The following is a 23,661-nucleotide window of genomic DNA, read 5'->3' as shown; positions in this document are numbered from 1 at the left end:
TATGACCACCGCATCATCGACGGCCGCGAAGCCGTGCTGGGTCTGGTGACCATGAAGGAAGCGCTGGAAGATCCAGCTCGCCTGCTGTTCGACATCTAAATCTGTCGACCGCGCAATGACTCAAACCATGGCCTGGGTCTACCTGCTGCTGGCCGGTGTCTGCGAGATCGGCTGGCCGCTGGGCTTCAAGCTGTCTCAGCAAGCGGAGTACCGGATCATCGGCATCGTGGCGGCCGTGGTGTCCATGGGTGTGAGTGGTTGGCTACTCTGGATGGCGCAGCGTGAGATTCCCATCGGCACGGCCTATGCCGTCTGGACGGGTATCGGCGGCGCCGGCACTTTTTTGATCGGGGTGATGTTCTTTGGCGATGCCGCCACGCTGTGGAGATTCCTCGGCGTGGCGATGATCGTCGGCGGCGTTATCACCCTCAAGCTCGCCCACTGAAGCGTGGGCGCAGGAGCATTTGATGAGCACAAAACAATTTGACGTCGTCGTGATCGGTGGCGGCCCCGGCGGTTATATCGCCGCGATTCGTGCAGCCCAATTGGGCTTCAACACCGCTTGTATCGACGAGTGGAAAAACGAGAAGGGCGGCCCCGCACCGGGCGGCACCTGCACCAACGTCGGCTGCATTCCTTCCAAGGCCCTGCTGCAATCGTCGGAGCATTTCGACCACGCCAACCATCACTTTGCCGAACACGGCATCTCGGCCGATAACGTCAAGATCGATGTGGCCAAGATGCTGGGTCGCAAAGACACAGTGGTGAAGCAGAACAACGATGGCATCTTGTATCTGTTCAAGAAGAACAAGGTCACGTTCTTCCATGGCCGCGGCTCCTTTGTCGCCGCCAAGGATGGTCTGTACGAGATCAAGGCCGGCGAGGAAGTCGTGCTGGCCAAGCATGTGATTCTGGCGACCGGCTCGAACGCCCGTCAGCTGCCCGGCGCAGCGTTTGACGAAGAGATGATCCTCTCCAACGACGGTGCCCTGCGCATCGCCGAAGTGCCGAAGAAGCTAGGCGTGATTGGCTCCGGCGTGATCGGCCTGGAAATGGGTTCTGTCTGGCGTCGCCTGGGTGCTGATGTCACGGTGCTGGAAGGTCTGCCGACCTTCCTCGGCGCAGTCGACGAAGGCGTGGCCAAGGAAGCCGCCAAGCTGTTCAAGAAGCAGGGCCTGAAGATCGAGCTGGGCGTGAAGATAGGCGAAGTCAAGGCGACGAAGAAGAGCGTCACCGTCACTTATGCCGACGCCAAGGGCGCCGAGCAAAAGGCTGAGTTCGACAAGCTGATCATTTCGATCGGCCGCGTGCCCAACACCATCGGCTTGAATGTCGAAGCGGTGGGCCTGAAGTTGGACGAGCGCGGCGCCATCGAGGTGGACGGCGACTGCAAGACCAATCTGCCGAACGTCTGGGCGGTGGGCGATGTGGTGCGCGGCCCGATGCTGGCGCACAAGGCCGAGGAAGAAGGCGTTGCCGTGGCCGAGCGCATTGCCGGTCAACACGGTCATGTCAACTTCAACACCATTCCTTGGGTGATCTACACCAGCCCTGAGATCGCATGGGTCGGTCGCACCGAGCAGCAGCTGAAGGCGGATGGCGTGGCTTACAAGGCCGGTCAGTTCCCCTTCATGGCCAATGGCCGCGCGCGCGCGCTGGGTGACACCAATGGTTTCGTCAAGTTCTTGGCTGACGCCACGACCGATGAAATCCTGGGCGTGCACATCATCGGCCCCTTCGCTTCGGAGTTGATCTCTGAAGCCGTGGTCGCGATGGAGTTCAAGGCCTCGGCCGAAGACATCGCGCGCATCTGCCACGCTCACCCATCGCTGTCCGAAGCGACCAAGGAAGCGGCGTTGGCCGTGGACAAGCGTACTTTGAACTTCTGAACGGGCCCCAGGCCCTGAGTTGAGGAAAGGGCGGCGAATCGGTCGCCCTTTTTCATTTGAGATCGAGCAAGAGCGCGAATGAGTGCAGTGACTTCAGTGACCGAGTTGTACCAGCAGACCTTGGCGGAGCGCGGCTACACCGCAGACCCCGCGCAGCTGCGTGCGGTGGCCGCCTTGCAGCGCTGCCAAGATGAATGGGCCGATTACAAAGCCCGGCGCAGCAATGCGGTGACCAAGCTGCTGGTGCGCCCACCCTTGCCGCGTGGCGTGTACATGTATGGCGGCGTTGGTCGTGGCAAGAGCTTTTTGATGGACTGCTTTTTCCAGGCCGTGCCTTTGACCCGCAAGACGCGTTTGCACTTCCATGAATTCATGCGCGAAGTGCACCGCGAGTTGCAGGATCTTAAGGGCATTGCCGATCCGCTGGAGGAATTGGGCAAGCGCATGGCTAAGCGCTTTCGCCTGATTTGCTTCGACGAATTCCATGTGGCCGATGTCACCGACGCGATGATTCTTCATCGCCTCTTGGATGCGATGTTCAAGAACCGCGTCAGCATCATTACCACCTCGAACTTCGAACCCGATGGCCTGTATCCCAACGGCTTGCACCGCGACCGCATCTTGCCCGCCATTGAGTTGCTGAAGGAAAAGCTCGAGGTTATCAACGTCGACAACGGCTTCGACTACCGGCGTCGCACGCTGGACCATGTGGCCCTTTATCACCAGCCACTCAGCGAGGCGGCCGATCAGGCCATGACCGATGCCTTCAATGCGTTGGCGGAGGCCCGAGAGGAAAACCCCTTGCTGCAGATCGAGCAGCGCCAAATCCGAGCCCGGCGCCGTGCAGGCGGGGTGGTTTGGTTCAATTTCAAGGATCTGTGCGGGGGGCCCCGCTCGCAGAACGACTATCTGGAGCTGGCCACGCAGTTTCACACTGTGCTGCTGTCTGACGTGCCTGAGATGCCGCCGCGCTTGTCGAGTGAGGCCAGGCGTTTCACTTGGTTGGTGGATGTCTTGTATGACCGCCGCGTCAAGTTGATCATCTCGGCCGCGGTGCCGCCGGAGCGGCTCTACACCGATGGCCCTTTGTCGCATGAGTTCCCGCGTACCGTGTCAAGGCTGCAGGAAATGCAGTCCACCGAGTACCTGGCGCTGGAGCGTCGTGATGTCGATACCTCGCTGACTTGACGAGACGCTATGGCCGCCTACTTTTTTGATCGGGGACGGAGCGCGCAACGGTTCTTCGGCCTTGGCTTGATGGCCCTGAGCTGGACGCTGGTTGGCAGCGCGATGGCTGGGCCAGCAGACTCCGTCCAGTTGGAGCGTCAGCTGGAGTTGCAGAAACTGTCGCAGCAACGTGCCGACTTGGATCAGCGTTTCAATGCCGAATCTCTGTTGTGTGAGCAGCGTTTTGCGGTCAATGACTGCTTGGAGCGCGCGCGCGTTCAACGCAAGCAGGCCTTGGCGCCAGTCGTGGCTCGTGAGCAGGAGATTGACAAACTCGAGCGTCGTGAACGAGCCGAGGCGCAGCGCCTACGGGTCATCGAACGCGAGCGTGAAGCCGCGGCGCAGGAGGCCCAGCGGCGTACTGCCGAGCTGTTGGCCGAACAGCGTCGGGCCCGCCGAGTGATTGAGGACAGTGAAGCGCGGCCGGAGCCGGAGGCCATCAAACCCAAGCCCTCGGCGCAAGACTTGGCTCAGTCGCAAAAGGCCAAGCACTTGCTGGCCGAACAAGAGGCGCAGCGACGACTGGCCCAAAAGCAAGCTTTCGAGCGCCGGCAGGCGCAACACCAGCGAGAAGCGCGCGAGCGTCAAGTACAGCGCGAGGCCGAGCTCAAGAGCAAAAAACCAGCGTTGACCTTGCCAATCCCGAGTGCCGCAGACATTGCCGCTGCCGGCAAGGCGGGCGGGTCTGCACCTAAGGCGCCAGCCTCTGCCCCTTTGCGCTAGTCGAGGCTGCGCCTCCGTTGTTGGGCTTAGCTCAGGGCTTGCACCTGAACAATGGCCAAAGAGAGGTTGTCGCCACCGCCGCGTGCGCGCTGCCTGGCTTTGCTGATCAGCAGTTCGGCGGCTTCGCGCGGCGGGAGGCTGTGCAAGACGGTGCCCAGCTCTGAGGGGGTGAAGTAGTGCCACAGGCCATCGCTGCAGCTCATCAAGGTGTCGCCCGCTTGCAAATCCTCAATGACGGCTTGGGTAAAGCTGGGCTCTTGCACGGTACCCAAACATCCGGTCAGCAGATTGGATTGAGGATGGGTGGCGGCTTCTTCCTCGCTGATCTGGCCCTCATCGACCAGTTTCTGCACATAGGAATGATCCAGCGTGCGCTTGATCATATTGGGGCCGCGGAATTGGTAGATGCGTGAGTCGCCGGAGTGAATCCAGTGGCAGCGACGGTCGGCGCCAATCAGAAAGGCAGCGACGGTGCTGTGCGGCTCTTCTTCTGCAGAGAGCGCGGTGAGCCGAATCATCAGATGCGCTTCGGAGACGATCTGCTGCAAAAAATCTTCGGGCTTTTCCTCGTTGGGAACAAAACGCTCAAACAACTGTTGCCCGGTCAGCAGCACCTGGTCGGCTGCCTTGCGGCCGCCACTCTTGCCTCCCATGCCATCAGCCACCATGGCCAGCAAGCAATTGCTGAAGCGTGCGTGGGTGAGTATCTCTACTTGGTCTTGTTGGTAGAGCCGGTCACCGCGGTGGGTGCCAGTGGCGGCGCTCAGGCGAAAGCCTGTGGGGGTGCGAGTCATGGGAGGCCTGGAAGTTCCTCAAAACTATAATCCCGAAACTGCAGCCCATCCTCCTGGCTGGGGCCACTATGGATGAACAACTTCACTCACTGCCGCGTCGTTTGATTGAACTGCGGATGGAACACGCCGATTTGGATGTCTTGATCGACCGCGTGGCCCAGGAACAGCCGGTCGATGAACTGAGCTTGCGTCGCTTGAAGAAGCGCAGGCTTGGTTTGCGAGATCTGATTGTCCGACTCGAGCAAGCCTGTGAGCCGGATGATCTGGCCTGAATGGCTGATTGCGTTTGCGCCTCGCCTCTTGTTCCTGAACCATTTGCCAATGTCGCCGCTTTGACTTCAAACGATTCGCCCCCGATTGACGAATTCAGCGACGAGTGGATTGCCGCCTTCGAAGCCGAGCCCGCGCCCCAGGCCGCAGTCGCGAGCGAGTTGGAGCAATGGGTAGCCGCAGCCTTTGACGAAGGCGGACCGTTGGCGCGCAGTGATGCCGGCTATCGTCCCCGGGAGCCACAGTTGGCGATGAGTCAGGCGGTAGCCCATGCCATCGCCAAGCGCGAAACGCTGGTGGTCGAGGCGGGTACCGGCGTCGGCAAAACCTTTGCGTACTTGGTGCCGGCCTTGTTGTCAGGCGGCCGCGCCTTGATCAGCACGGCAACCAAGAATCTGCAGGATCAGCTCTTCATGCGGGATTTGCCGCGCCTGTGCTCGGCCCTGCAGGTGCCGGTGCGGGTGGCCTTGCTGAAGGGGCGCAGCAGTTACTTGTGTCTTCATCGGATGCAGCAGGCGCGGCACAGTGCCGAGTTGCCGGATCGCCGCTCGGTGATGGCGCTGTCGCGCGTGGAGATTTGGGCGCAGCAAACCAAGAGCGGCGATTTGGCCGAGATGGACGGCTTGGATGAGCGCTCACCAGTGATTCCTTTGGTGACTTCATCGCGTGACAACTGCCTGGGCAGCGAATGCCCGGAGTTCCGTGCCTGTCATGTGGTGAGGGCGCGTCGCGAGGCCATGGAGGCCGATGTGGTGGTGGTCAATCACCATCTGTTTTTCGCGGACATGACGCTGCGCGACAGCGGCGTGGCCGAGTTGCTGCCCAGCGTGGACTTGGCGGTGTTTGACGAGGCGCACCAGTTGGCCGAGGCCGGGGTGCAGTTTCTCGGCACCATGCTGGGGAGCGCGCAGATTCTGGACTTCGCGCGCGATGTGCTGGGGCTCGGGCTCGCGCAGGCGCGTGGCCTGCAGGATTGGCAGGATCTTCATTTGCGTCTGGAGCGTGCCGCGCGCGAGTTGCGCCTGGTCTGCGCCGGTCCGATGCGCGAGGTGCGCGGCATCCTCAAGTTGGCCTGGAATGAGCGGGCCCATCGCCCAGGTTTTGACAAAGCGCTGGACGATGTGGCGGAGGTCGCGCAGTCAGCTGCCGAGATGCTGGCCACGGTCACAGAGACCTCACCGGATTTTGTGCGCCTGCATGAGCGAGCGCTTGAGCTGAGTCGCTTGGCCCAGGTGTTCGCCGCCACGCCCGACGATGCCGATGTGCGCTGGATCGATTTGAGTCCGCATCAGGCGCGACTGATCGAGTCACCACTGGACATTCGCGAATCGATGAAGGAGCAATTGGCAGGCCCGCCCAAGGCTTGGATCTTTACCTCGGCGACCTTGGGTGATGACGATCGGCTGAGTTGGTTTACCGAGCCTGCGGGGCTCGATGGTGCAACGGTGCTGAGAGTCGGCAGCCCCTTCAACTACGCCGAGAACGCCCGTCTGTACATTCCTCGCAGCTTTCCCAAGCCCAGTGAGCCCGATCATCCTGAGCAGGTCGCGGCACTGGCTGCGCGCTGCGCGCGCACCTTGGGGGGGCGCACCTTTGTTTTGACCACCACCTTGAGGGCTTTGCAAAGCATCGGTGAGGGTCTGAGGCGCGAGTTTGAAGAAGCCGGTGACGCATTGATGGTTCTGCAACAAGGGGCAGCGCCAAAGCGGGTGTTGTTGCAGCAGTTCCTGGATGATCCGCGTGCCGTTTTGGTCGGGTCGGCCAGTTTTTGGGAGGGTATCGATGTGCCCGGGGAAGGCTTGCAGTGTGTCTTGATCGACAAGCTGCCGTTCCCGCCGCCGAATGATCCCTTGGTGGAGGCGCGAGTCAAGCGACTCGAAGCCTCGGGGCGCAATGCCTTCGCGCATTACTTCATTGCCGAAGCGGCGATTGCCTTGAAGCAGGGCGGCGGGCGCTTGATCCGTACCGAAGAAGATCGGGGCTTGTTGGTGGTGTGTGATCCGCGCATGGCAGGCATGAACTACGGCCGGCGTTTGCGTGCCGCTTTGCCGCCGATGACACGTTTGGCCGAAGAGTCTGAGGCCTTGGATTGGCTGGCGCTGCTGGCCGAGATGCGCAGCGAGCAGGCGTAAAAAAAGCGCGTGAGTACGACGCGCTTTTTTTGAGGTTCAGCGGGTGGGCTTCACCACAGCTGCCACCACGACTTCTTGCCAGTGGCGTTGCCGACCACATAGGCGCTGTTGGGGAAGCTTTGCTTCAGCACGCGTTGGGCGTCATCGCGCAACGGAATCAGGCCGAGCTTGTCGTAGCTCTGCGCCATGATGTGAAGTGCGTCCTCAACGGCAGGGGCATACTGAAACTCCACCGTGGCCATCTGGGCACGATTGGCTGCCGCGACATAAGCGCCACGGTTGTAGTAGTAGCGCGCGACATGCACCTCATAGGTCGCGAGTGTGTTGGTGATGTAGTCGACCCGCAGCTTCGCGTCTGGGGCGTAGCGCGAATCCGGGAATTGCTCCAGCACCTGACGGAAAGACAGCAAGGCATCACGAGACGCCTGCTGATCACGCTCCGAAATGTCTTGGCTTGCGAGGCGCCCGAACAGCCCCAGGTCTTCGTTGAAGTTGACCAAGCCCTTCATGTAGACCGCATAGTCCAGCGCGGGGCTGGACGGATTGAGCTTGATGAACCGATCCAGGGTGGTCACCGCTTGGGCACGCTCACCGGTGCGGTGGTAGGCCCAGGCGAGATCCAGTTGCGCTTGCTGACCCATCACCGTGCCGGCGGCGCGTCCTTCGATGCGTTCCAACGATTTGATGGCTCGGTCAAAAGCGCCTGAGGACAGGTCTTCTTTGGCCTCTGCGTACAATTTGTTCAGATTGGCCTGCGAACTCGGATCATCCTTGGGATTGGAAGAGCAGGCTGCCAGCGTCAAGGCCATCACGGCTGCAGCTCCGAATACCCAGCCGGAGCGGCGCGAACTCTTGTGGGACAAATCCCGGCCGAGGCCCGAAGGCGCGGCAAGCTGGGCTTGCGGCGCTGCTGACGGGTGGCGTTCCACGCTTTTTTCTATCATGATTCCTTGATCTCGGCAGGGGTTGCGCGTGGCGCTGACCTTGCCTTTGATTCTGCTGTTTACGCTGAAGACGGAGCTTTGATTATATGGTTCAGGCCCTGCCTGTTATTGAGCCCATCGACCCGACGGTTGGGGATGATGAATGGTCTGTCGAAGCAGAGTCGCTGGAAGCGGGGACTGAGTCCGATGAGCCGGAGGTGCGAGAGGCGCAGGTCGATGCCGAATGGCACGGCAAACGGCTGGATCGTTGGTTGGTTCATCTGGCGCCAGAGTTCTCTCGCAACCATTTGCAAAGTCTGATCGAGCGCGGCTGCGTCAGCATCAATGGCGCGGTGGCCAGCAGTGCCTCGCGCAAGTTGCAGGCCGGGCAGAACATGCGCATCGAGTTGCAGCCCACGGCCGAAAGCCAGGCCTTCCGCGCCGAAGTGCTGGACTTGGACATCGTCTATGAAGACGAGCATCTCTTGGTGCTCAACAAGGTCGCCGGCATGGTGGTGCACCCGGCGTCGGGCAACTGGTCGGGCACCGTCATGAATGGCTTGCTCGCGCATCACCCCGCTGCGGCCAGCTTGCCGCGCGCCGGCATCGTGCACCGGCTGGATAAGGACACCAGCGGCTTGATGATGGTGGGCAAGAGCCGAGAGGCCGTGACTGCCTTGACCCGCATGATCGCCGCCCGCGAGGTGCATCGCGAGTATGTGGCGCTGGCCTTTGGTCGCGTGCCGGAAGAAATGACTGTCGATGCGCCTCTGCGGCGTGACCTGATCTCGCGCGTCAAGATGGCGGTGTTGGCCACCGGCAAGCCCTCGCGGACCGACGTCTATTTGCTGGGGGTGGGCGAGCAGGGCGTGCGCAGCATCAGCGCGGTGCACTGTGTCTTGCACAGCGGGCGCACCCATCAAATCCGTGTCCATCTGGCCTACAAAGGCTATCCCTTGGTGGCGGATGCCTTGTACGGCGGTGTGCCGGCCTTGGGCTTGACTCGCCAGGCTTTGCATGCGGCCCGCCTGTCTTTCCAGCACCCCATCAGCGGCCAGGCACTCCAATTTGACGCGTCTTTGCCACAGGATTTGGCATCTGCCTGGGCTTTGCTGGGGCTGGAGGCGCCGTGCCTGCCGGTTTTGAGCGATTGAGCAGGCTACAATAAGGCTTGCTTGATGGTGCAGTCGCACGACGGATCGCAGTTTCAGCCCGGTGGGCGCGCATCAAGCCCACTGTGCAGGTGGTGTTTGGACATGAAGTGAGTCCGCCCTGCCGCACAACCCTCCCGCCTCTCAAGCCCTAGACAGTTGCTCGCTCGGCAGTGCCGGGTGGCCCAGGTCAGCTCCAGAGGTCTGGATTGCAAAACACCCGCTTGAATCGGGACAAATGACGAAAGTCAATGAACACACAGGATGCTAAGCGCGTCCTCGAGACCGCGCTGATTTGCGCCCAGCAGCCTTTGACCCTGCGCGAAATGCGTAGCCTGTTTGCCGATGCAGTCGGGCCAGATACTTTGCGCAGCGTCTTGGATGAGTTGACCCGAGACTGGGAAGGTCGCGGCGTTGAGTTGGTGGCGGTGGCTTCGGGCTGGCGCTTTCAAAGTCGACCCGAGTTGCGAGAGTATTTGGATCGACTGCACCCCGAGAAGCCGCAGCGTTACTCGCGGGCGGTGATGGAGACCTTGGCCATCATTGCCTACCGCCAGCCGGTGACGCGGGGTGATATCGAGGACATTCGAGGCGTTGTGGTCTCGACCCAGATCGTCAAGCAATTGGAAGATCGTGGTTGGATTGATGTGATTGGTCATCGCGAGGCACCGGGTCGTCCGGCGCTGTACGCCACCACCCGTCAGTTCCTCGACGATCTGGGTCTGAACAGTCTTGAGCAGTTGCCGGCACTGGAGTTCGGTGTGGCGCCTGCGCAGGCTTTGGCCGAGGCCTCGGCACAAGCCGATGCTGCAGGCTTGCAAGGGGTCTTGATTGAGCCTGAAGAGGTGCAAGACTCTCAAAAATCAAACTTGGAGTTGGGTCTGGATCCCGTCTTCATGGAGTCTTCATCAACGCTGGGTGAAGGCGTCGAGCTTCAATCATCTTCCAGCGAAATTTCTACCGAATCTTTTCAAGCGCCTATCGTCAGCGATGCAGGCGTATCCGTTCCGGCCGAGCCGGATCCTTTGTCTGACGCCGCCGAACAGGTGCAAACCAACGCATGAATTCAAACGATATTGACCCCGACGCCCAAGCCCAATCCGGTGCTTCTTTGAACGAGGCGCCCGCCGAGGCGGCGCCCAAGCGCAAGCGCGCGCCGGCCAAGCCGAAGGCAGATGCTGCCAATGCGGCGGATGCCGTGGCCGAGGTCAAGGCGGTGAAGCCGCGCGCCCCGCGCAAGACGGCGGCCAAGAAGTCTGAGGTCGAGAGTGCTGTGGAAGAGGGTGCATCTGCGTCAGCGACGGCGCCAGCGATTCAAGCCGAGTCAGCGATGGCAGCCGAAGCGCCTGTGGCTCCAAAGCGCCGTGCGCCGCGCAAAACAGCGGCTGAAAAAGTGGCAGCGGAGTCCCCGGCCACCGAGCAGGTGCCCTTGTTTACGCTGGCGCCCGAGGTGATTGAGTCTGCTGCGCCAGCGCCTAGCGATGCTCAGTCGGTGGAATCGGCAAGTGACTCTGAAGGGGCTTCCGAGTCATCGCCAGACGATCGAGCAGGCGAAGGCCAAGAACGCTCGGGCCGCAATCGCAATCGCAATCGCCGTCGTGGTCGCAAGGATTTTGCGGACGGTGGCGAGGAGCGCGCACCGCGTCCGGTCGCTGAACAAGCGGCGCCGGCGCCCGAAGTGCTGGTGGCGGTTGGCGAGCGATTTGCCGAAGTGTTGGCGGGTGACTTCGATGCTGACGATGAGGAATTGGTCGAGCCTGCTGGCGAATCGTCTGAAGAAGGCGATACCAAGCGTGTCTTGGCGCCTGAGCCGGATGCGCCCAAGTTGCAGAAGGTCTTGGCCCAAGCGGGCGTCGGCTCACGCCGCGACATTGAGGACATGATTGCCGAAGGCAAGATCGAGGTGAATGGCGAAGTGGCCCATATCGGCCAGCGCATTTCCTTTGGCGATCAGGTGCGCGTGGCGGGCAAGCCGATCCGCGTGCGGATTTCGCCGCCAGCGCCGCGCATCCTGGCCTATCACAAACCCGCAGGCGAAGTGGTGACCTTCAATGATCCCGAAGGCCGCCCGACCGTGTTCCGGCATTTGCCGCGTTTGCAGCAGGGGAAGTGGCAGGCGGTGGGTCGTTTGGACATGAATACCGAAGGCTTGCTGCTGTTCACCAACTCGGGTGAGTTGGCGAATCAGCTGATGCATCCGCGCTTTGGCGTGGAGCGTGAATACGCGGTGCGTGTATTGGGAACGCTGGCTGCCGATCAGAAGGCGCGCTTGTTGGATGGTGTGATGATCGAGGGCCAGAAGGCAGCGTTCAAGAGCATCGAAGAAGGCGGCGGCGAAGGCATCAACCGCTGGTACCGCGTGGTCATCACCGAAGGTCGCAATCGCGAGGTGCGCAAGCTGTTTGACTCGATGGGCCTGACCGTCAGTCGCTTGATCCGAATTCGCTACGGCACCGTCGTGTTGCCGCGTGGCCTGAAGCGTTGCGTTTGGATCGAGTTGGGTGAGGATGATGTGCGCATCATCCGTCGCTTGGCTGGTGGCGACCAGGCGCGTGGTGGTCGCGATGACCGTGGGGAGCGTGGCGAGCGAGGTGACCGTGGCGTGGATCGCAATGCCCGCGGCGGTGAACGCGGTGCGGATCGAGGCGGCGATCGCGGCAATGACCGCGGCGACCGCAATCGTGGCCGACGCGCCGATGGTCGCCAAGCTGGCGTCGGACCCCGGCCTAGCCGAGCTCCTGAGCGCCCGGATCGTGCCGAGCGCAATGACCGCCCGCAATCGCGGGGTCAGGATCGTGGCAATGATCGCCCGAATGACCGATCAATTGATCGATCCAACGACCGCCCCTACGATCGTGGTGACGACGATTTCGATGACGTGATCCCGCGCAATATCAACCCGCTGGAGCAGACCTTCGATCGCCGTTTCGCCGGCAAGGGTCGTGGTATTCCTGCGGGCTTTGGTGCCGGTGGCAGCGGGCCTGACCGCGGGCAAGGCGGAGGCCGTGGGCGTTCGCAAGGCGGCAAGGGCGATGGCCCGCGCCAGCCCGATCCGCTGCAGACCTCGGTGGGCTATATCGGCGCTGATGCCTTCGTGCGCCGTGGTGGTCGTGGTGGTGGCGGTGGCCGTGGCGGGCAAGGTGGCGGCGGTGGGGGGGGCGGCCGCTCCGGTGGCGGCTACGGTGGCAGAAGCCGCTGAAGTGGTCGTTTGACTTGCGTTCGGCGCAGGGCGAATCTTCGGTTCGCGCGCCGCCGAACCGCTAAGCAAAGGGTCAACGAGTTTTGGTGAGGCATTTGCAAGTCCTCACACATGACCCTGACACCCGCACACAGTACAATTCTTGGTTTTGCCAAGCCCTAGATTTCAGGAGAAATGACCATGGCTATCGAACGCACCCTTTCCATCATCAAGCCCGATGCCGTGGCTAAGAATGTCATCGGCCAGATCTACGCCCGCTTCGAAGGCGCTGGTCTGAAGATCGTCGCTGCCAAGATGACTCATCTGTCGCGCGGCGAAGCCGAAGCTTTCTATGCCGTGCACAAGGCTCGCCCCTTCTTCAACGACCTGGTGAACTTCATGATCTCCGGCCCCGTGGTGATCACCGCTCTGGAAGGCGAGAACGCCATCCTGAAGCACCGTGACCTGATGGGCGCCACCGATCCTAAGAAGGCCGAGAAGGGCACCATCCGTGCTGACTTCGCCGACAGCATCGACGCCAACGCCGTGCACGGTTCCGACGCCGCTGAGACTGCCGCTGTTGAAGTGGCATTCTTCTTCCCCGGCATGAACGTTTACAGCCGTTAATTCGGACTGTTTATGTTTTGCCTCTTGTGCTCTCAGGCCTTGAGGCCTGATCAGCAAGAGGACGACAAAAATGGACGCGGTCAACCTGCTCGGTTTTGATCTAGAGGGCCTGGCCGCGTACTGCGAACAGCTGGGTGAGAAGCGCTTTCGCGCCACTCAGCTGTTTCGTTGGATTCATCAAAAAGGCGCCGCTGATTTCGATCAGATGAGTGACCTGGCCAAGTCGCTGCGCGACAAATTGGCCTCCCGGGCGTATATCAAAGCGCTGCCGGTCATTTCCGAACATCTTTCCGCCGACGGCACGGTCAAGTGGCTGTTTGACGTGGGCGCGGGCAATGCGGTCGAGGCGGTGTTCATACCCGAGACCGACCGCGGCACCCTGTGTATTTCCAGCCAGGCCGGTTGTGCCGTGGGCTGCCGGTTTTGCTCCACTGGACATCAAGGATTCAGTCGCAATCTGGAGACCTGGGAAATCATCGCCCAGCTCTGGTTTGCTGAGCACACCTTGCGAAGAAAATTCGGCAGCAGCGAGCGCGTCATCTCCAATGTGGTGATGATGGGCATGGGCGAACCGCTGCAGAACTACAACGCCTTGGTGCCGGCGCTGCGCATGATGCTGGATGACCACGGCTACGGCATGTCGCGCCGCCGAGTCACCGTCTCGACCTCCGGCGTGGTGCCGATGATCGACCGCTTGCGCGACGATTGCCCGGTGGCCCTGGCCGTGTCGCTTCACGCGCCGACCGACCCGTTGCGCGACCAATTGGTGCCCTTGAACAAAAAGTATCCGATTGCCGAGTTGCTGGACGCCTGCAATCGCTACTTGGACAAAGCGCCGCGCGACTTCATCACCTTCGAGTACTGCATGCTGGACGGCGTCAATGACACGCCCGAGCAGGCGCAGGAATTGGTGGCGCTGCTGCGCGGCCATGTGAACTGCAAGATCAATCTGATCCCGTTCAATCCCTTCCCGGCCTCCGGTTTGAAGCGCAGCTCGCGGGAGCGGGTGATGGCCTTCTCTGAAGTCTTGCTCAAAGCCGGCTTGGTCACCACCGTGCGCAAGACCAGAGGTGACGATATTGATGCGGCCTGCGGCCAATTGGCGGGTGAAGTGCAAGACCGAACCCAAGTCCATGTGCGCATGGTTCGTGCACCTGTGGTGGTAAAAGGCAACAACCCGACGACCTGAATGCTAACGACGAGATCGAGCCGCATGAACGACCGCAAAGCCATACCTGTGCTTCACTCCGAGCGGCCCGAGCCTATCCCCGAGTCTCGCGCCTCTGCTTCTTGGCTTTTTGCGCTTGTGCTGACCGGGTTTTTGGCGGCTTGTGCTGCCCCCAGCGGCAGCGAGCGCTCTGCACCCAGAACCGACTCCGACCAAACCGAAGCCGATCGACGTGCTGGGGTTCGCATGGAATTGGCTGCGGGCTATTTTTCGCGTGGGCAGTTCAACACGGCCCTGGATGAAATCAAGCAGGCATTGGCGGTCAAGCCTGATATGCGCGAGGCTCTCAATCTGAGGGCCCTGGTCTACGCCGCCATGGGTGAAGCGAAATTGGCTGATGACAGTTTCAAGCGTGCCTTGGTGCTCTATCCCAATGATGCCGACACCTTGCACAACTTTGCTTGGCTGAAGTGTCAGCAGCAGCGCTGGGCCGAGGCCGATGTTTTTTTCAACCAAGCTTTGGCGCAAGCCAATTACCGAGCTCCGGCGCGCAGCTTGATGGCTCGTGGCGTTTGTGAGGCCCGCTCCGGGCGTATGGCGCAAGCCGAACAGAGCTTGGCGAAAGCCTTCGAGTACGACCCAGGCAGCCCGGCTGTTGCGGTCAACTATGCGGAGGTCTTGTACCGCAACGGTCAGTATCAGCGGGCTCAGTTTTACATCAAACGCGTCAATGGACAGCCCGAGCAAAGCAATGCCCAGAGTCTCTGGTTGGCATTGCGCATTGAGCGTCGGCTAGGCAATACCAAGACCGTGGACGAATTGGGGCAATTATTGCGGCGCGGGTATCCGCAGTCGCCCGAATTGCAGGCCTTGGACAGTGGGCGATTCGATGAGTGAGGGAGAACGCATGTCTTCTATCGTGAGCGAGGCTGCGCCCCTGCAGAACGAGCCCGCTTTGGCCCAAACGGCGGGCGCGTGGTTGCGACAACAAAGGCAGCAGCGCGGCCTGCACATCGTGGCCCTGGCGGCCATGTTGAAGGTACCTCAGGGCAAGCTGGAGGCTCTGGAGGCCGATCGTTTGGATGAGTTGCCCGATGCGACGTTTACACGCGCTCTGGCGACAGCGATGTGCCGTGCCTTGAAGGTCGATGCCGCGCCGGTGATGGCTCTGCTGCCGCGCAGCACCGAACCTGAGTTGAATGTTTCCAGAGGCTTGAACAAGCCATATCGGGAGCGCGACAGTCGGACCGAAGGGCTTTCCCTGGACCTCGTGAAACGTCCGGTGGTCTGGGGCTCTGGCTTGTTGTTGGCCGCGGCGGCGCTTGTTTATGTGTTGCCGGCCGATGTTTTCGAGCGTAATCAGAAAGCCGAAGTGGAGTCAGCTTCCGCCGCCCCAGTCGACGCAGTCCCGGCGACTCTTGTTGACGCACCTTTGGCTCAAGCGCCCGCGAGTGAAGTGGCGCTCAGCGTTGCGGGCAATGTGCCTGCTGTGCCTGCGGTGACGGCCTCGGCGCCGACCAAAGCGCCTGGCCCCGTCCCGACCGGTGGCCCCAATGGCCTTACACCGAGTGTCACAACGACCGGCGCCACCAGCCCGGCCGTTGCGCCCCAGGCGCCAGCCTCGCTGCTACCAGCGACGCCGATAGCAGGGGCCGTGCCTTTGCTCGTCAAGGTCAATGCCGAGTCGTGGGTGGAAGTGGTGGATGCGCGGGGTCAGACCTTGCTGTCCAAGCTCTTGCGCCCTGGCGATGTGCAGAGTCTGTCTGGCCTGCCGCCACTGAAGGTGCGGGTTGGCAATGTGGCGGGCACCGAGTTGATCTTGCGCGGCAGCAGCGTCGACTTGGCTTCGCAGTCGCGCGACAACGTGGCCCGCCTTGAGTTGAATTGAGCCGTTTTCTTTAGATACCTGCAAGAGCGCAAACATGATTGACACCACCAGCACATTGGACCAGGCCATCGCGGCAGCCCGACCGGCGGCGCGCCGTTCACGTCAAGCACGTGTGGTCTGGGGGAGTCGCGTCGTCACCATTGGCGGTGATGCACCGGTGCGGGTGCAGTCAATGACCAATACCGACACGGTCGATGTGATTGGCACGGCCATCCAGGTCAAGGAGTTGTCAATCGCTGGTTCAGAGATGGTGCGCATCACCGTCAATACGCCCGAGGCCGCTGAGGCTGTGCCGCATATCCGCGAGCAGTTGGACCGCATGGGCATCGATACGCCCTTGGTGGGCGACTTTCATTACAACGGCCACCGTTTGTTGACCGACTTTCCGGCCATGGCGCAGGCCTTGTCCAAGTACCGCATCAATCCTGGCAATGTCGGCAAGGGCGACAAGAAAGATCGTCAGTTCGCCATGATGATTGAAGCTGCGGCTCGCTACGACAAGGTGGTGCGCATCGGCGTCAATTGGGGCAGCTTGGATTCCGAATTGCTGGCTCAGATGATGGATGAGAATGCCTTGCGTGCCCAGCCCTGGGATTCGCAGCAGGTGATGTATCGCGCGCTCATCCAATCGGCGCTCACATCGGCCGAATATGCTCGTGAGTTGGGTTTGGATCCCAACAGCATCATCATCAGCTGCAAGGTCAGCGGGGTCCAGGATCTGATCTCGGTCTACCGCGCCTTGGCCCAACGCTGCGACTATCCGCTGCATCTGGGCCTGACCGAAGCCGGCATGGGCACCAAGGGTACGGTCGCTTCCGCGACTGCGCTGTCCATCCTCTTGCAAGAAGGGATTGGCGACACCATTCGCGTTTCCTTGACGCCGCAGCCGGGCGAAGCCCGCACCCAAGAGGTGGCGGTCGCCCTGGAGATTTTGCAGTCCTTGGGCCTGCGTGCTTTCAATCCCAGCGTGACGGCTTGCCCCGGCTGTGGCCGCACGACCAGTACCACCTTCCAGGAGCTGGCCAAGCAAATCGATGATTTTTTGCGAGAGCAAATGCCTGTTTGGCGCGCCAAGTATCCCGGCGTGGAGAACATGAAAGTGGCGGTAATGGGTTGCATCGTCAACGGCCCCGGTGAGAGCAAGCATGCCGACATTGGCATCAGCCTGCCGGGTACCGGTGAAGCGCCCGCAGCGCCTGTGTTCATCGACGGCGAGAAGGCCTTGACCCTGCGTGGCGACGGCATTGCGACCGAGTTCCAAACTCTGGTTGAAAACTATATTGAAAAGCGCTTTGGCACCCCGGTGTCGGCCTGAACAGATTTCAGCATGACAGAAGAAGTAAAAAAGAGCGCCGCCAAAGTCGAGCCATTGCGTGCCGTCAAAGGCATGAATGACATCTTGCCGCCGGAGTCGGCGCGCTGGGAATGGCTGGAAGCCAAGATGCGCAGCGTGCTGCAACGCTATGGCTACCAAAATGTGCGCACGCCCATCGTTGAGCAGACGGCTTTGTTTGTGCGAGGCATCGGCGAGGTGACCGATATCGTCGAGAAGGAGATGTACGCCTTCGAAGACAGAGCCGATAAGCACGGTCAGGCCGAGCATCTGGCGCTGCGCCCGGAGATGACGGCCGGTGTGGTGCGCGCGATGACCGAGCACTCTTTTTTGCGTGAATCGGGGCGCCGGCTCTACTACTTTGGCCCGATGTTCCGCCGCGAGAAACCGCAAAAAGGTCGTTACCGGCAATTCCATCAGATGGGTGTTGAGGCCTTGGGCTTTGCCGGCCCTGATGTGGATGCCGAAGTGATCCTGATGGGCAGCCGCCTGCTGCGTGAATTGGGTCTGATAGACGGTGAGCACTTCACCTTGGAGCTGAACTGCCTGGGCGAAGCGGCCGAGCGCCGCGCCCACCGGGAGGCCTTGATCGCCTACCTGGAGCAACACAAAGACTTGCTCGATGAGGACAGTCAGCGTCGCCTTTACACCAACCCCTTGCGCGTGCTGGACACCAAGAACCCCGCCCTGCAAGACATGGCCAATGCAGCCCCCAAGCTGCTGGACTTCTTGGGTGACTCCTCCTTGGCGCACTTCAATGGCGTGCGTGCCATTCTTGATGCGGCCGGTATTGCCTACCGAATCAATCCCCGCTTGGTTCGTGGCCTTGACTATTACAACCTCACTGTCTTTGAGTGGATGACCGACAAGCTCGGTTCCCAAGGCACGGTCTGTGGTGGCGGACGCTACGACGGTTTGATCGAACAACTGGGCGGCAAGGCTGCGCCCGCTGTTGGCTTTGGCATGGGGATCGAGCGCATGCTGTTGTTGCTGGAGGAAGTCGGCGTGATCCCGGCGGCTCCTGCGCCGCAGGCCTATGCCATCGTGCCCTCTGCGCAGGGCTTGCCACAGGTCATGGTCACTCTCGAAGCCTTGCGTGAGGCAGGGGTGTCGGTGGTCTTGCACCCTGGGCAGAGCAGCATGAAATCCCAGTTCAAGAAGGCGGATGCCAGTGGCGCGACCTTCGCCCTCATCTTCGGTGAAGACGAGTTGGCCCAGGGCATGGTGGCGGTGAAGCCCTTGCGTTCCGAAGGTGGTGAGCAGGTGCTGCGGAGCATTTCGACCGCTGCCGATTGGGCGGCTGAGTTGCGCAACGCATAATCGCGCCCTGCGATCATTGAATCCGCCCTTTTTTAAGTACTCCTGAAACATTCATCCATGGCCTCGCATCTCGACCTCGAAGAACAAGAACAACTGGACCAGCTGAAGTCTTTCTGGAAGCGCTGGGGTAATCTGATCACCTGGAGCATCACGGTGGTGCTGGCCGTCTTTGCCGCTTGGAACGGCTGGAACTGGTGGCAACGAGACCAAGCCACCAAGGCCGCGGCCATGTATGACGAGTTTGATCGTGCCGCTCAAGCGTCGGAGGCTGACAAGGCGGGCCAAGTGTTTGCGGACCTGAAAGAGCGCTACCCCAGCACCAGCTACGCCGCCCAGGCCGCCTTGATGGCTGCCAAAGTCCAGTTTGACAAGGGTCAGGCCGACAAAGCGCGGGCCAGTTTGGCCTGGGCCGCCGATCATGCGGCCGAAGATGAGTACCGACAGATCGCTCGTTTGCGTTTGGCTGCGCTGCAGATGGACGCCAAGCAATACGACGAAGCCGGCAAAACCCTGGACAAGATCAATTCGGTCGAGTTCGCTGCCTTGCAGGCGGATCGTCGTGGTGATCTGCTGATTTTGCAGAGCAAGCCCGAGTTGGCTCGCGCCGAGTATCAAAAGGCTTGGGCCGCAATGAGCGACAAACAAGACTATCGCCGCTTGATTGAAGCCAAGTTGGCCACCTTGGGTGTGGCGCCGCCGGATGCGGCCGCTTCTGCAGTACCCGCCAAGGGAGCTTCGAAATGAAATTGCTGCACCTGTTTGGCGCTTTGCTGGTTGGTGGCCTGATGTCGGGCTGCGCCTTGTTCGGTTCATCCAACGCGGCCAAGCCCGCAGCCTTGGAGCAAGTCACGCCTGCGATCGCAGGCCGTGTGGTGTGGACTGGGCGCGTCGACAGTGTCAAGTTCCCACTCGCCATCGCCGCACGCGGTGAGCAGTTCGTGGTGGCCGGCGGGGATGGTGTGGTCCAGGCTCTGCGCGCCAGCGATGGTCAATCGCTCTGGCGTGCCGATGTGGGCAAAAAGCTGTCGGCAGGGGTGGGGAGCGATGGTCGCTTTGCTGCTGTTGTGACCCGCGACAATGAAGTGGTGCTCTTGGACGCTGGGCAGGTGCTTTGGCGCAAGACCTTGCCGACGCCCGCCATCGCTGCGCCGCTGGTCGCTGGTGAACGCGTCTTTGTCTTGACCGTCGATCGGCAGGTCCACGCGTTTGATGCGCAAGAAGGTCGCAAGCTCTGGGTCTTGCGGCGCCCCGGTGAACCCTTGACCTTGGCCCAGGCTGGCGTGATTGGCGCGTACAAAGACACCTTGATCGTGGGTCAAGGCGCGCGACTGACCGGTGTTGATCCTTTGCAGGGCAGCGTTCGTTGGGAAGCCAGCGTGGGCAATCCCCGCGGCACCAATGAAGTGGAACGATTGGCTGATTTGGTGGGGCCGATGCTGCGCAGCGGCGATGTCATCTGTGCGCGTTCTTTCCAGTCCGCCGTGGGCTGTGTCAATGCCGAGCGGGGCAGCTTGATCTGGAGCCGCAATACCGGCGGTAAGCTGGGCGTGGGAGGTGATGCGAAGCAACTCTTCGGTGCTGATGCGTCCGACCGCTTGACGGCCTGGAACATTGCCAATGGTGATGTTCAATGGACCGCCGAGCAGTTTTTGAACCGCCAGCTGAGTGCGCCCTTGAGCCTGGGCACGACCTTGGTGATGGGCGATTTTGAAGGTTATGTCCATTTTGTTTCCAAGGAAACTGGCAAGACCCAGCTGCGCTTGTCGACCGATGGCTCGCCTATTGCCGCGACGCCGGTCGCACTTGGACAGACCATTTTGGTGGCCACGCGCAATGGCGGTTTGTTCGCCATGCGCCCCGAATGAGGGTGAAAATCGGCGTCTAATTCGCCCACGAACCCTTTGTCGTTAGAGAGCATAAGAACAATATGAAACCAGTCATCGCCCTCGTCGGACGCCCCAATGTGGGCAAATCCACGCTGTTCAACCGGCTCACCAAGACGCGCGATGCGATCGTGGCGGACTTTGCCGGCCTGACGCGTGACCGCCACTATGGTGATGGACGGATCGGCAATCAGGAGTTCACCGTTGTCGATACTGGGGGCTTTGAGCCTGACAGCACGACAGGCATCGTCAAGGAGATGGCCAAGCAAACCCGCCAGGCTGTGGCCGAGGCGGATGCGGTCATTTTTGTGGTCGATGTGCGTCTGGGTCTGTCGGCCCAGGATTCAGACATCGCCCGATACCTGCGCCAAGCCAGCAAACGCATCTTTTTGTGCGTGAACAAGGCCGAGGGGATGAGCGAATCTCCCTTGTTGGGTGAGTTTTTCGAGTTGGGTATGGGCGAGCCACATCCGATTTCGGCCTCCCATGGTCAGGGTATTCGAAGCTTGATGGAGGCCGTGCTTGAGCCCTTCGAGTTCGATGAGGAAGAGGAACCGAGTCAGGCGCCAGATGGTGTGATTCGATTGGCCGTGGCCGGTCGCCCCAATGTGGGCAAGAGCACTTTGATCAATACCTGGCTGGGTGAAGAGCGTTTGGTCGCTTTTGATATGCCTGGCACCACGCGAGACGCCATCAGCGTGCCATTCGAGCGCAACGGCCAGCAGTTTCAGCTGATTGATACCGCCGGTCTGCGCCGTAAGGGCAAGGTGTTTGAGGCGATCGAGAAATTCTCGGTGGTGAAAACATTGCAGGCGATTGCGGACGCCAATGTCGTCTTGTTGCTGCTGGATGCGACCCAAGGCGTGTCGGATCAAGATGCCCATATTGCAGGCTATATCCTGGAGAGTGGCCGTGCCGTGGTGTTGGCCGTCAACAAGTGGGACGCCATTGACAGCTACCAGCGCGAACAGTTGCAACGCTCTATCGAGCAACGTCTAGCTTTCTTGAAGTTCGCTCCTATCCACAACATCTCGGCCTTGAAGCGCCAGGGGCTAGGGCCGTTGTGGAACGCGCTCGCGGATGCCTATTCTTCGGCCTATCGCAAGATGACGACGCCGGTGCTGACGCGCTTGATCCAAGAAGCGGTCGAGCACCAAACGCCCAAACGCAGCGGCCACTTCCGGCCCAAGTTGCGCTACGCCCACCAAGGCGGCATGAACCCTCCGTTGGTGATTGTTCATGGCAATTCTTTGGAAGGTGTGACCGAGGCCTACAAGCGTTATCTGGAGGGCCGGATTCGCGCGCATTACAAGTTGGTGGGCACGCCGATGCGTATCGAGATGCGCTCCTCCAAAAACCCATTCAGCGACAAAGACTGAAACGAGTCCTGTCACAGACCTTACATCGAACACATGGCCCCGCCTGTGTTAAGGTCGAAACTGTTACTTAGAAACCCTCTCACAACACGGAGCATATCGTGAGCAATAAAGGCCAACTTCTGCAAGACCCCTTCCTGAACCTGCTTCGCAAAGAGCATGTGCCGGTGTCCATTTATCTGGTCAATGGCATCAAGCTGCAAGGTCAGATCGAGTCTTTCGACCAGTACGTGGTGCTGCTGCGCAATACCGTGACTCAGATGGTTTACAAGCACGCCATTTCGACGGTAGTCCCAGGTCGTGCGGTGAACTTTCACGCCGCCGATGGTGGCGACGACGCAGCGGCCTGATTTGCGCGCCGTTCGCTTTTTCTCTGGCCTGGGCCCGACCCAAACACCTTGACCTCATCCTCATCCTCACAAGACTCCTATGGCGCGCAGTCACCTTCTGAGGTGGCCCGCGCCATTTTGGTAGGTGTTGACTTTGGCCGTTCGGCCAAGACGGCTTCGACCTTTGATCCAACCCTCGACGAATTGGCTTTGCTGGCCGAGTCTGCCGGGGACACGCCTGTGGCCCGTGTGATCGCACGGCGGCAGGCGCCCGATGCCGCCTTGTTTGTCGGCTCCGGCAAGGCCGATGAGATCAAGCTGCTGGTTCAGGCCCACCAGGCCCATACCGTCTTGTTTGATCAGGCCATCTCACCGGCTCAGCAACGCAATCTGGAGCGCGTTCTGGGTGTGCCGGTTGCAGACCGTACCGCCCTGATCCTTGAAATTTTTGCCGCCAGGGCCAAGAGTCACGAAGGCAAGATGCAGGTGGAGTTGGCTCGCTTGCAGTACTTGGCCACGCGCCTGGTGCGACGCTGGAGTCACTTGGAGCGCCAAAGCGGTGGCATCGGCATGCGTGGCGGCCCGGGTGAAGCGCAGATCGAGTTGGATCGGCGCATGATTGACGACCGCATCAAGAACATCAAAGAGAAGCTGAAAAAGGTCGAACGCCAGCGCAGCACACAGCAGCGAGCGCGTGCACGTAACAGCGTATTCCGTGTGTCTTTGGTGGGCTATACCAACGCGGGCAAGTCCACGCTGTTCAACGCTTTGGTGAAGGCGAGAACTTACGCCGCGGATCAATTGTTTGCCACGCTCGATACCACCACCCGCTCCCTCTATCTGGAGCAGGCCGGAGCGAGTGTGTCCTTGTCCGACACGGTGGGTTTCATTCGCGATCTGCCGCATAAGCTGGTCGTGGCCTTCCGCGCGACCTTGCAGGAGGCCGCCGATGCTGACTTGCTGCTTCATGTGGTCGACGCTGCTTCACCGGTGCTGGATGAGCAGATGCTAGAAGTGGAGCGTGTTCTGGACGAGATCGGTGCGGCATCTATTCCGCAGATCTTGGTCTACAACAAGCAAGACATGCTGGAAGAGTCCCAGCTGCCGCGCGAACCCATGGACTGGCTGGCTCGACCTGGTGACGGCCTCGGAGGCGGCCAGCGAGTACCGCGTGTTTTCGTCAGTGCACTCGATGGCAGTGGTTTGGATCTGCTGCGTCAGCAACTCGTCGAGGCGATGCAAAATCAGCCCAGGCCCACATTGGATGCTGAAGATCCGCGAGGACTTGTCTTGAAATCTACCGAACGCCCCCCAATTGCTGAGGCGGAGTTCGATCCCGAGCACCCTGCTACTGAACCCGATACGGGTTCGGAGCTTATCCCCCCCACACAGGCATGAGCATGAATACCTTTGAGCCAGTGAGCCGCGAGCGGCGCCCCGAGAATCAGGC

23 protein-coding genes are annotated in these 23,661 nt (G+C 60.8%); 21 read left to right on the top strand and 2 right to left on the bottom strand.

The window, feature by feature from the left end:
* The 5 genes from ACOVRJ_RS09735 to ACOVRJ_RS09715 form a co-directional block, all read left to right on the top strand.
* Positions 1–99 (top strand): 2-oxo acid dehydrogenase subunit E2 (locus ACOVRJ_RS09735; protein WP_422043654.1); only part of this gene is annotated, 99 nt, incomplete at its 5' end.
* 16 nt (positions 100–115) lie between these two features.
* On the top strand, positions 116–445 hold the full coding sequence (locus tag ACOVRJ_RS09730) for a DMT family transporter (protein WP_422043649.1): 330 nt from the start codon (positions 116–118) through the stop codon (positions 443–445).
* Positions 446–467: 22 nt separating this feature from the next.
* Positions 468–1,889 (top strand): dihydrolipoyl dehydrogenase, encoded by a 1,422-nt coding sequence (gene lpdA, locus ACOVRJ_RS09725; RefSeq protein WP_422043648.1) that lies wholly within the window; start codon positions 468–470, stop codon positions 1,887–1,889.
* 78 nt (positions 1,890–1,967) lie between these two features.
* Entirely contained in the window at positions 1,968–3,077 is a 1,110-nt protein-coding gene (gene zapE / locus ACOVRJ_RS09720) for a cell division protein ZapE (protein WP_422043647.1), read from the top strand.
* Positions 3,078–3,086: 9 nt separating this feature from the next.
* Positions 3,087–3,839 carry a hypothetical protein gene (locus ACOVRJ_RS09715; protein ID WP_422043646.1) on the top strand — a complete coding sequence of 251 codons (753 nt, stop codon included), beginning with the start codon at positions 3,087–3,089 and terminating at the stop codon, positions 3,837–3,839.
* 26 nt (positions 3,840–3,865) lie between these two features.
* Here ACOVRJ_RS09715 and ACOVRJ_RS09710 read toward each other — a convergent pair whose 3' ends face one another.
* Positions 3,866–4,633, bottom strand: a complete 768-nt coding sequence (locus tag ACOVRJ_RS09710; protein WP_422043645.1) for a PP2C family protein-serine/threonine phosphatase — start codon at positions 4,631–4,633, stop codon at positions 3,866–3,868.
* Positions 4,634–4,701: 68 nt separating this feature from the next.
* On the opposite strand from ACOVRJ_RS09710, the gene ACOVRJ_RS09705 reads away from it, so the two are divergent.
* Both ACOVRJ_RS09705 and ACOVRJ_RS09700 read left to right on the top strand, forming a co-directional pair.
* A complete protein-coding gene (locus tag ACOVRJ_RS09705; protein WP_422043644.1) occupies positions 4,702–4,905 on the top strand; it encodes a YdcH family protein in 204 nt (67 codons plus the stop codon).
* A 159-nt stretch (positions 4,906–5,064) separates the two neighbouring features.
* The gene (locus ACOVRJ_RS09700) at positions 5,065–7,035 is read left to right on the top strand and encodes an ATP-dependent DNA helicase (RefSeq protein ID WP_422043653.1); all 1,971 of its coding nucleotides are present in this window, start codon (positions 5,065–5,067) and stop codon (positions 7,033–7,035) included.
* A 50-nt stretch (positions 7,036–7,085) separates the two neighbouring features.
* Here the strand turns inward: ACOVRJ_RS09700 and ACOVRJ_RS09695 are convergent, their stop codons facing one another.
* Positions 7,086–7,844, bottom strand: coding sequence for an outer membrane protein assembly factor BamD (locus ACOVRJ_RS09695; RefSeq protein WP_422043652.1), 759 nt, complete (start codon positions 7,842–7,844; stop codon positions 7,086–7,088).
* A 221-nt stretch (positions 7,845–8,065) separates the two neighbouring features.
* Here ACOVRJ_RS09695 and ACOVRJ_RS09690 point away from each other — a divergent pair, with 221 nt between their 5' ends.
* The 14 genes from ACOVRJ_RS09690 (at position 8,066) to hflX (ending at position 23,609) form a co-directional block, all read left to right on the top strand.
* Positions 8,066–9,112 carry an RluA family pseudouridine synthase gene (locus ACOVRJ_RS09690; protein WP_422043643.1) on the top strand — a complete coding sequence of 349 codons (1,047 nt, stop codon included), beginning with the start codon at positions 8,066–8,068 and terminating at the stop codon, positions 9,110–9,112.
* Between the two features lie 248 nt (positions 9,113–9,360).
* Positions 9,361–10,173 (top strand): SMC-Scp complex subunit ScpB, encoded by an 813-nt coding sequence (gene scpB, locus ACOVRJ_RS09685; protein WP_422043642.1) that lies wholly within the window; start codon positions 9,361–9,363, stop codon positions 10,171–10,173.
* Complete coding sequence (locus ACOVRJ_RS09680) at positions 10,170–12,308, top strand: pseudouridine synthase (protein ID WP_422043641.1); 2,139 nt, start codon at positions 10,170–10,172, stop codon at positions 12,306–12,308. The genes scpB and ACOVRJ_RS09680 overlap by 4 nt, the downstream gene beginning before the upstream one ends.
* 180 nt (positions 12,309–12,488) lie before the next feature.
* A complete protein-coding gene (gene ndk / locus ACOVRJ_RS09675) occupies positions 12,489–12,914 on the top strand; it encodes a nucleoside-diphosphate kinase (RefSeq protein ID WP_263537074.1) in 426 nt (141 codons plus the stop codon).
* 70 nt (positions 12,915–12,984) lie between these two features.
* Positions 12,985–14,103, top strand: coding sequence for a 23S rRNA (adenine(2503)-C(2))-methyltransferase RlmN (rlmN, locus tag ACOVRJ_RS09670; protein WP_422043640.1), 1,119 nt, complete (start codon positions 12,985–12,987; stop codon positions 14,101–14,103).
* Positions 14,104–14,127: 24 nt separating this feature from the next.
* Entirely contained in the window at positions 14,128–14,979 is an 852-nt protein-coding gene (gene pilW / locus ACOVRJ_RS09665; protein WP_422043639.1) for a type IV pilus biogenesis/stability protein PilW, read from the top strand.
* Positions 14,980–14,989: 10 nt separating this feature from the next.
* Entirely contained in the window at positions 14,990–15,970 is a 981-nt protein-coding gene (locus ACOVRJ_RS09660) for a RodZ domain-containing protein (RefSeq protein WP_422043638.1), read from the top strand.
* A 34-nt stretch (positions 15,971–16,004) separates the two neighbouring features.
* Entirely contained in the window at positions 16,005–17,285 is a 1,281-nt protein-coding gene (ispG, locus tag ACOVRJ_RS09655) for a flavodoxin-dependent (E)-4-hydroxy-3-methylbut-2-enyl-diphosphate synthase (RefSeq protein ID WP_422043637.1), read from the top strand.
* Between the two features lie 12 nt (positions 17,286–17,297).
* The gene (gene hisS, locus ACOVRJ_RS09650) at positions 17,298–18,623 is read left to right on the top strand and encodes a histidine--tRNA ligase (RefSeq protein WP_422043636.1); all 1,326 of its coding nucleotides are present in this window, start codon (positions 17,298–17,300) and stop codon (positions 18,621–18,623) included.
* Between the two features lie 57 nt (positions 18,624–18,680).
* Positions 18,681–19,367 (top strand): YfgM family protein, encoded by a 687-nt coding sequence (locus ACOVRJ_RS09645; protein ID WP_422043635.1) that lies wholly within the window; start codon positions 18,681–18,683, stop codon positions 19,365–19,367.
* The gene (gene bamB / locus ACOVRJ_RS09640; RefSeq protein ID WP_422043634.1) at positions 19,364–20,488 is read left to right on the top strand and encodes an outer membrane protein assembly factor BamB; all 1,125 of its coding nucleotides are present in this window, start codon (positions 19,364–19,366) and stop codon (positions 20,486–20,488) included. Before ACOVRJ_RS09645 ends, bamB begins: the two co-directional genes overlap by 4 nt.
* Positions 20,489–20,550: 62 nt before the next feature.
* Positions 20,551–21,885 (top strand): ribosome biogenesis GTPase Der, encoded by a 1,335-nt coding sequence (gene der, locus ACOVRJ_RS09635; RefSeq protein WP_422043633.1) that lies wholly within the window; start codon positions 20,551–20,553, stop codon positions 21,883–21,885.
* Positions 21,886–21,983: 98 nt separating this feature from the next.
* Positions 21,984–22,232, top strand: a complete 249-nt coding sequence (gene hfq, locus ACOVRJ_RS09630; protein ID WP_422043632.1) for an RNA chaperone Hfq — start codon at positions 21,984–21,986, stop codon at positions 22,230–22,232.
* A gap of 102 nt (positions 22,233–22,334) precedes the next feature.
* Positions 22,335–23,609, top strand: coding sequence for a GTPase HflX (gene hflX / locus ACOVRJ_RS09625; protein WP_422043651.1), 1,275 nt, complete (start codon positions 22,335–22,337; stop codon positions 23,607–23,609).
* The last annotated feature ends 52 nt before the right edge of the window (positions 23,610–23,661 follow it).

Origin of the sequence: Roseateles sp. (assembly GCF_049240545.1) — a bacterium.
In the GTDB taxonomy this organism is placed as follows: Bacteria; Pseudomonadota; Gammaproteobacteria; order Burkholderiales; family Burkholderiaceae_C; genus Paucibacter_A.
Note: the sequence above shows the minus strand (reverse complement) of the source record. Positions and strands in the feature narration are given on the sequence as shown.

Bases quoted from the DNA above. Each gene is read 5' to 3' on its own strand.
- ACOVRJ_RS09730 (WP_422043649.1), top strand. From the start codon at position 116: ATGACTCAAACCATGGCCTGGGTCTACCTGCTGCTGGCCGGTGTCTGC.
- lpdA (WP_422043648.1), top strand. From the start codon at position 468: ATGAGCACAAAACAATTTGACGTCGTCGTGATCGGTGGCGGCCCCGGC.
- zapE (WP_422043647.1), top strand. From the start codon at position 1,968: ATGAGTGCAGTGACTTCAGTGACCGAGTTGTACCAGCAGACCTTGGCG.
- ACOVRJ_RS09715 (WP_422043646.1), top strand. From the start codon at position 3,087: ATGGCCGCCTACTTTTTTGATCGGGGACGGAGCGCGCAACGGTTCTTC.
- ACOVRJ_RS09710 (WP_422043645.1), bottom strand. From the start codon at position 4,633: ATGACTCGCACCCCCACAGGCTTTCGCCTGAGCGCCGCCACTGGCACC.
- ACOVRJ_RS09705 (WP_422043644.1), top strand. From the start codon at position 4,702: ATGGATGAACAACTTCACTCACTGCCGCGTCGTTTGATTGAACTGCGG.
- ACOVRJ_RS09695 (WP_422043652.1), bottom strand. From the start codon at position 7,844: ATGGCCTTGACGCTGGCAGCCTGCTCTTCCAATCCCAAGGATGATCCG.
- ACOVRJ_RS09690 (WP_422043643.1), top strand. From the start codon at position 8,066: ATGGTTCAGGCCCTGCCTGTTATTGAGCCCATCGACCCGACGGTTGGG.
- scpB (WP_422043642.1), top strand. From the start codon at position 9,361: ATGAACACACAGGATGCTAAGCGCGTCCTCGAGACCGCGCTGATTTGC.
- ACOVRJ_RS09680 (WP_422043641.1), top strand. From the start codon at position 10,170: ATGAATTCAAACGATATTGACCCCGACGCCCAAGCCCAATCCGGTGCT.
- ndk (WP_263537074.1), top strand. From the start codon at position 12,489: ATGGCTATCGAACGCACCCTTTCCATCATCAAGCCCGATGCCGTGGCT.
- rlmN (WP_422043640.1), top strand. From the start codon at position 12,985: ATGGACGCGGTCAACCTGCTCGGTTTTGATCTAGAGGGCCTGGCCGCG.
- pilW (WP_422043639.1), top strand. From the start codon at position 14,128: ATGAACGACCGCAAAGCCATACCTGTGCTTCACTCCGAGCGGCCCGAG.
- ACOVRJ_RS09660 (WP_422043638.1), top strand. From the start codon at position 14,990: ATGTCTTCTATCGTGAGCGAGGCTGCGCCCCTGCAGAACGAGCCCGCT.
- ispG (WP_422043637.1), top strand. From the start codon at position 16,005: ATGATTGACACCACCAGCACATTGGACCAGGCCATCGCGGCAGCCCGA.
- hisS (WP_422043636.1), top strand. From the start codon at position 17,298: ATGACAGAAGAAGTAAAAAAGAGCGCCGCCAAAGTCGAGCCATTGCGT.
- ACOVRJ_RS09645 (WP_422043635.1), top strand. From the start codon at position 18,681: ATGGCCTCGCATCTCGACCTCGAAGAACAAGAACAACTGGACCAGCTG.
- bamB (WP_422043634.1), top strand. From the start codon at position 19,364: ATGAAATTGCTGCACCTGTTTGGCGCTTTGCTGGTTGGTGGCCTGATG.
- der (WP_422043633.1), top strand. From the start codon at position 20,551: ATGAAACCAGTCATCGCCCTCGTCGGACGCCCCAATGTGGGCAAATCC.